Origin of the sequence: Salinicoccus roseus, assembly GCF_003814515.1 — a bacterium.
In the GTDB taxonomy this organism is placed as follows: Bacteria; Bacillota; Bacilli; order Staphylococcales; family Salinicoccaceae; genus Salinicoccus; species Salinicoccus roseus.
This window is the reverse complement of the sequence record NZ_RKQJ01000005.1, coordinates 1,524-4,567: the sequence shown is the minus strand read 5'-3', so window position 1 is coordinate 4,567 and position 3,044 is coordinate 1,524. Positions and strand designations below refer to the sequence as shown.

The window sequence follows — 3,044 nt, the reverse complement described above, 5'->3', positions numbered from 1 at the left end:
GCGCAGAAAACCAACACGGTTTTCATTAATTGAATAAGTCATCGATCGATTAGTATTCGTCCGCTGAATGTGTCGCCACACTTACACGCCGAACCTATCCACCTCATCATCTCTGAGGGATCTAATGGGGAAATCTCATCTTGAGGGGGGCTTCATGCTTAGATGCTTTCAGCACTTATCCCGGCCATACATAGCTACCCAGCGATGCCGTTGGCACGACAACTGGTCCACCAGTGGTATGTCCATCCCGGTCCTCTCGTACTAAGGACAGCGCCTCTCAAATTTCCTACGCCCACGACGGATAGGGACCGAACTGTCTCACGACGTTCTGAACCCAGCTCGCGTACCGCTTTAATGGGCGAACAGCCCAACCCTTGGGACCGACTACAGCCCCAGGATGCGATGAGCCGACATCGAGGTGCCAAACCTCCCCGTCGATGTGAACTCTTGGGGGAGATAAGCCTGTTATCCCCGGGGTAGCTTTTATCCGTTGAGCGATGGCCCTTCCATGCGGAACCACCGGATCACTAAGTCCGTCTTTCGACCCTGCTCGACCTGTATGTCTCGCAGTCAAGCTCCCTTATACCTTTACACTCTATGAATGATTTCCAACCATTCTGAGGGAACCTTTGAGCGCCTCCGTTACTCTTTAGGAGGCGACCGCCCCAGTCAAACTGTCCACCTGACACTGTCTCCCGCCCGGATCACGGGCGCGGGTTAGAATCTCAACATCACCAGGGTGGTATCCCACCAGTGCCTCCATGTAGACTGGCGTCCACACTTCAATGGCTCCCACCTATCCTGTACAGGTGAGGTCAAGATTCAATATCAGGCTACAGTAAAGCTCCACGGGGTCTTTCCGTCCTGTCGCGGGTAACCTGCATCTTCACAGGTACTATGATTTCACCGAGCCTCTCGTTGAGACAGTGCCCAAATCGTTACGCCTTTCGTGCGGGTCAGAACTTACCTGACAAGGAATTTCGCTACCTTAGGACCGTTATAGTTACGGCCGCCGTTTACTGGGGCTTCGATTCGCACCTTCGCTTACGCTGAGCGCTCCTCTTAACCTTCCAGCACCGGGCAGGCGTCAGCCCCTATACGTCACCTTTCGGTTTGGCAGAGACCTGTGTTTTTGATAAACAGTCGCTTGGGCCTATTCACTGCGGCTCATTTTCATGAGCACCCCTTCTCCCGAAGTTACGGGGTCATTTTGCCGAGTTCCTTAACGAGAGTTCGCTCGCTCACCTTAGAATTCTCTTCCCAACTACCTGTGTCGGTTTGCGGTACGGGCAGTGATATATTCGCCAGCAGCTTTTCTTGGCAGTGTGAACCCACAGCTTCGCCTACTAAATTTCGGCTCCCCGTCACACCTCGTCGTTATACAGGGCGGATTTGCCTACCCTGACGACTCGATGCTTGGACGTGCTCTTCCAATCGCACGCTCTGCTTCTCCTCCTGCGTCACCACTTCACTCAAACACATATCACCGGTACAGGAATTTCTGCCTGTTGTCCATCGCCTACGCGTTTCCGCCTCGGCTTAGGTCCCGACTAACCCAGAGCGGACGAGCCTTCCTCTGGAAACCTTAGTCATTCGGTGGACGGGATTCCCACCCGTCTTTCGCTACTCACACCGGCATTCTCACTTCCAATCGCTCCACATGTCCTCACGGTCATGCTTCCCTGCCATTGGAACGCTCTCCTACCATCAATAAATTGATCCACAGTTTCGGTAATATGTTTAGCCCCGGTACATTTTCGGCGCAGCGTCACTTGACTAGTGAGCTATTACGCACTCTTTAAATGATGGCTGCTTCTAAGCCAACATCCTAGTTGTCTGTGCAACGCCACATCCTTTTCCACTCAACATATATTTTGGGACCTTAACTGGTGGTCTGGGCTGTTTCCCTCTCGACAACGGACCTTATCACCCGCTGTCTGACTCCCGTGCATCACATCTGTGGCATTCGGAGTTTGTCTGAATTCGGTAACCCGGGATGGGCCCCTCGTCCAAACAGTGCTCTACCTCCACGATGCTAACACGAGGCTATACCTAAATATATTTCGGAGAGAACCAGCTATCTCCAGGTTCGATTGGAATTTCTCCGCTACCCACACCTCATCCGGTCACTTTTCAACGTAAGTCGGTTCGGCCCTCCATCCAGTGTTACCTGGACTTCAGCCTGGACATGGGTAGATCACCTGGTTTCGGGTCTGCAACCCCATACTAAACGCCCTATTCAGACTCGCTTTCGCTACGGCTCCGCATCCTCTGCTTAACCTTGCATGAAATCGCAACTCGCCGGTTCATTCTACAAAAGGCACGCCATCACCCATTAACGGGCTCTGACTACTTGTAAGCACACGGTTTCAGGTTCTATTTCACTCCCCTTCCGGGGTGCTTTTCACCTTTCCCTCACGGTACTGGTTCACTATCGGTCACCAAGGAGTATTTAGCCTTGGGAGATGGTCCTCCCAGATTCCGACGGAATTCCTCGTGTTCCGCCGTACTCAGGATCCACCGCAACCGCCCATCGCTTCGCATACGGGACTGTTACCCCCTATGGCCGGCCTTTCCAGACCGTTCTGCTCGCGATGATTGGTCTCATCGGTGTCCTACAACCCCAGCCGAAGCTGGTTTGGGCTCTTCCCGTTTCGCTCGCCGCTACTCAGGGAATCGATTTTTCTTTCTCTTCCTCCGGGTACTAAGATGTTTCAGTTCCCCGGGTCTACCTCTGTCCGGCTATGTATTCACCGGACAGTCGCACTAACGTGCGGGGTTCCCCCATTCGGAAATCTCTGGTTCAACGCTTACTTACAGCTCCCCAGAGCATATCGGTGTTGGTTCCGTCCTTCATCGGCTCTTGGTGCCAAGGCATCCACCGTGCGCCCTTCATTACTTAATCGCAATGAAATTGTGAGTGTGCCAGCCAAGCTGACACAACGCGTGTTTTTTGAACTCTTTCGGTTCTCGGTTTTCTACGCTAGATTTTCGGTTAAAAATCATTTTTCGCATTGTTTCTATACGGTTTTCAATGTACATGA

General features: G+C 52.5%; 1 rRNA gene. It reads right to left on the bottom strand.

The features are described 5' to 3' along the window. Positions 1-29: 29 nt before the first annotated feature. A 23S ribosomal RNA gene (locus EDC33_RS12570) occupies positions 30-2,905 on the bottom strand. Between the last annotated feature and the right edge of the window lie 139 nt (positions 2,906-3,044).